This is a genomic window from Elstera litoralis (assembly GCF_000963705.1).
GTDB classification, from domain to species: Bacteria; Pseudomonadota; Alphaproteobacteria; order Elsterales; family Elsteraceae; genus Elstera; species Elstera litoralis.
On sequence record NZ_LAJY01000229.1, the window covers coordinates 1 to 3,707 of the forward strand.

The following is a 3,707-nucleotide window of genomic DNA, read 5'->3' on the forward strand; positions in this document are numbered from 1 at the left end:
GCGAGGAGGGACATCAAAAGTCGCCGCCACCGGTTCCAGTCGCCCGCGCGCTCGGCCCGGCTGAGACCGGCAAGCGCCTCCTGAACACTCGCCGGAAACCCCGCCCAGAGGGCCGTAACGCCAAGCGGGCCAAGCGCCTGTTCCAAGTGCAGCGCCACAATAGGGTCCAGCAGCGCAAGATCGGTTGCCGCCGCATCGCGGGTCAACCCCGCCGGATCGGCCCGCCCCGGCAGCAACCGCGCCATCGCCACACTGAGGCGCGGCCAATCGATCGGCTTCGGCAGAATCGCATCGACCCCGGCGGCAAGAAACTCGGCCCGGTTCTCGGGCAAAACATCCGCCGTCAGCGCAATCAGCGGAAGACGCCCCAGCGCACCCGGCAAAGCCCGAATCGCGCGCGCCGCCGCCACGCCATCCATCTCGGGCATTTGCATATCGAAAATCCCCATATCGAACGGCCCGTAATCGCGCACCGCCGCTACCGCATCCCGGCCATTTTCGACGGTCGTTACCGCATGGCCGTGGCGCGTTAACATCAAGCGCAGGAGCGTGCGCGTCACCTCATTATCCTCGGCGACCAGCAAGCGACACGCCCCCAGCGGTACGCTTTCGGAGGACGCCGCATCGACGGTAAGCGCCGCCGCCGTTCCCAAACGCATCGGCACCGAAACCCAGAAGGTCGAGCCCATGCCCAGCGCCGAGGCAACGCCAACCTCGCCCCCCATCGCCTCGGCCAGCCGCCGACAAATGGCGAGCCCCAGCCCCGTCCCGCCGTACTTGCGCGTCGTGGAGGCATCGGCCTGAACGAAAGGCTGAAACAAACGGTCCTGCTGATCGGCGGCAATGCCGATCCCCGTGTCTTCGATTTCAAAGCGCAGCGGCAAATCGCCCTCGGTGGCCCCATCGCCCAGCAAGGCGCGCACCGTTACTCGCCCCTGCTGCGTGAATTTGACCGCATTGCCGATCAAGTTCAGCAGAATCTGGCGCAGCCGCGTCGGGTCGCCGCGCACAACGCCCGGAACTTGCGGATCGAGCTCCGCGATCAGCAGCGTTTCGGCCTCCGCCGCGCGGGCGCGGAACAAGGCGACGACATCCTCGATCAACGCCAAAAGGTTGAAATCGATCTCCTCCAAAACCAAGCCCCCGGCTTCGATTTTGGAAAGGTCGAGAAGATCGTTCAGCAGGGTAAGCAGGCTTTGCGCTGACGAGCGTAGCGTGACGGCATAGCCGTATTGTTCGCCATCGAGCGCCGTGTCGAGCAACAGATCGACCATGCCGAGCACCCCGGTGAGCGGGGTGCGCAACTCGTGGCTCATCACGGCGAGAAACTGGCTTTTGGCGCGACTGGCCTCCTCGGCCTGCTCGCGGGAGACTTCCAGCGCCCGCCGGGAGGCCTCCAGAGCCTCTTCCGCAAGGGCACGCTGGGTCACGTCGATCAGCGTGACTTGCATCGCCTCGCGCCCGTCCCAGCGGATCGCACGGGCGAAGACATCGACCCAGATGCGCTGCCCGTCCTGACGCCGCGCCGGCAGGCGGTAGACGATCACCTCGGTTTCCCCGGCGACCATTCGCGCCCAGATGGTCAGAATCGCCTGTTCGGCCTCCTCGCCGAAAAACGCCGATCAACCCTGGGAACCCCATCACCGCTTCCGCCGAAGCAAACCCGAAAATCTGCACGAAGGCCTGATTGACGAACTGTGCCCGCCGCCCGGAAATAATCAAAATGCCCTGAAGCGAGCCTTCGATGAGCTGCCGGAAGCGCCCTTCGCTTTCCGCCAGCTTCTGCATCGCCAGCAGCCGGTCGGAAATATCTACCGACGCCCCGATGATGATGCGCTGACCGTCGATCTCGACCACGCGCTTGCGCAGCAGATACTGCCAGGGCGTATCGCTGAGATCCGGCACGGTCCAATCTTCGACCCGCACCTCTTCCCCCGCCAGCGCGCGCTGATCGCCGTCATGAAAGCGTTCGGCGACGGGGGGCGGGTAAAGATCGAAAACCGTTTGCCCCACCATTTCGCTCGGGGTTCGACCGATGAACTGAGCGGTATGGGCATTGGCGTAGAGAAAGCGCCCCTCGGTATCGCGCACGAAAACATTGACCGGCACGATCTCCAGAATCTCTTCGAACAACCGACGGGCTGAATCGGCTTTCGAGAAGGGCGTTGGATCGTTCGGCGGCGGCACAGGGATCGATCAGGCCGAGCCGGGCGACGGGCGCGGACGGTTGAAGGGGGGGATGATCCCCTGCACGGCCCGTTTCACCCCCTCGCGCAGGGGGGCGACCAGGGTTGGCAGGCGCATCGCATCGGCAATGCGCTTATCGAGAAAGGCCCAGGTGGCGGCGTGATCGTCCGAGGCATCGTCCAGCCAATAGAGCAGCGTTGCGAGATAGACGCCCGCCAGCAGGCCGCGCTTGGTGTAATAGTTGAAGTCGGTCGCCCGGTCGCCCGCCGCATACCAAAGCGCGCTCATACTGTTCGACAGCAGATGCGCGCCAAGCCGCGCGTGCCCCGGCAGCGCCAGCAGCCCCAACCCTCGCCGCACGGCCTCCTTATGGGAGACCGCGAGGTTGAGGCGCGTCCGCACCCCCAGCGTGATCTTCTCGCGGACCTTGAGGCCCACCGCCGCCGTAATCGCCGCTGCCGCGTCGGTATCGAGACACGCGTTCCAATAGGCGATGACATCGACCGAACCGCCGGGGAAAGCGCGCAGCAAATCAACCTCGGTTAGGCCGCAGGACCGCGCCGCGTGGGCGAGCCCCTTCGTCGTCCACCCTTCGAACGGCACCTCGTCCAGAATGGCGGGTAAAAGCTGCGCGCGCAGGTCGTCCAAACTTTGGGCGTTAGGGGTCATCGCGGGGTTCCTTCGGCTAGCAGGGCGGCGAGGTTCAGCCGATGATCGGCATACATCAGCGTACTCATATCGGGCATGCGCTGCGGATACAGCGTTCCATCCAAATGATCGCACTCATGCTGCACCACACGCGCATGGAAGCCCTCCACCGTTCGATCGACCGTCTCCCCCGCCGGGGTTACGCCCTGATAGCGGATCCGGCGGGGCCGCAAAAACGCGCCCAGTGAGGCCGGGCAGCGACAGGCAGCCTTCCCAATCTTCCTCGGTTTCGGTGCCAATGGGTGTGATAAGTGGATTGACCAGCACCATCGGCGCTTGCTCCACATCGTCCCGCACGCCCGTCAGCCGCCGCGCCGGGACCGAGAACAGCACGACGCGCAAACTGATGCCGATTTGGGGCGCGGCCAGCCCGATGCCGCCGACCTCCCACAGACTATGGGCCAGAATGCGCCCGAGCCGGGCAATCGCCGGATCGGTCGGATCGGGCACCGGATCGGCAGTCGCGCGCAGGGCCGGATGACCGGCGGTGACGATGGGCAGCGCCCCATCGGATTCAGGAATGGGCAATCGGGAAATCATGCCCTATTATTGCAGCCAGAGACGTTTCCGTAAACCTAACGCAAGCGGGGGGATTTTCAGCTTTGTGCGAATCTCTCTTTCCAAACCCGTTTACATATGGTACCCGGACGCCCTCTTATCCATCGGTTCCATCGATCAAGTTTAAAGGGGCGTGAGTTAAACCGTGCATGTGATCGTCCGCGACAATAATGTCGATCAAGCCCTGCGCGCGCTGAAGAAGAAAATGCAGCGTGAAGGGATTTTCCGTGAAATGAAGTTGCGTCGTAAATTTC

General features: G+C 64.1%; 5 protein-coding genes and 1 pseudogene. 1 reads left to right on the forward strand and 5 read right to left on the reverse strand.

Features of this window, described 5'->3' with window-relative positions:
- From VZ95_RS09810 to VZ95_RS09825, 5 genes and pseudogenes are all read right to left on the reverse strand, one after another.
- On the reverse strand, positions 1-1,568 hold a 1,568-nt coding region (locus VZ95_RS09810; RefSeq protein ID WP_156995217.1), incomplete at its 3' end, for an ATP-binding protein.
- A gap of 127 nt (positions 1,569-1,695) precedes the next feature.
- Positions 1,696-2,187: pseudogene (locus VZ95_RS29270) on the reverse strand (PAS domain-containing protein); the annotation flags it as partial.
- Between the two features lie 9 nt (positions 2,188-2,196).
- Complete coding sequence (locus VZ95_RS09820) at positions 2,197-2,856, reverse strand: COQ9 family protein (protein ID WP_045775684.1); 660 nt, start codon at positions 2,854-2,856, stop codon at positions 2,197-2,199.
- Positions 2,853-3,068, reverse strand: a complete 216-nt coding sequence (locus VZ95_RS26975) for a peptide deformylase (RefSeq protein ID WP_232302587.1) — start codon at positions 3,066-3,068, stop codon at positions 2,853-2,855. The genes VZ95_RS09820 and VZ95_RS26975 overlap by 4 nt, the downstream gene beginning before the upstream one ends.
- Entirely contained in the window at positions 2,971-3,423 is a 453-nt protein-coding gene (locus VZ95_RS09825) for a peptide deformylase (RefSeq protein ID WP_232302588.1), read from the reverse strand. Before VZ95_RS09825 ends, VZ95_RS26975 begins: the two co-directional genes overlap by 98 nt.
- A 175-nt stretch (positions 3,424-3,598) precedes the next feature.
- Here VZ95_RS09825 and rpsU point away from each other — a divergent pair.
- Positions 3,599-3,707: 30S ribosomal protein S21 (gene rpsU / locus VZ95_RS22980; protein WP_084627707.1), on the forward strand; the 109-nt coding region annotated here is incomplete at its 3' end.

Bases quoted from the DNA above. Each gene is read 5' to 3' on its own strand.
- VZ95_RS09820 (WP_045775684.1), bottom strand. From the start codon at position 2,856: ATGACCCCTAACGCCCAAAGTTTGGACGACCTGCGCGCGCAGCTTTTA.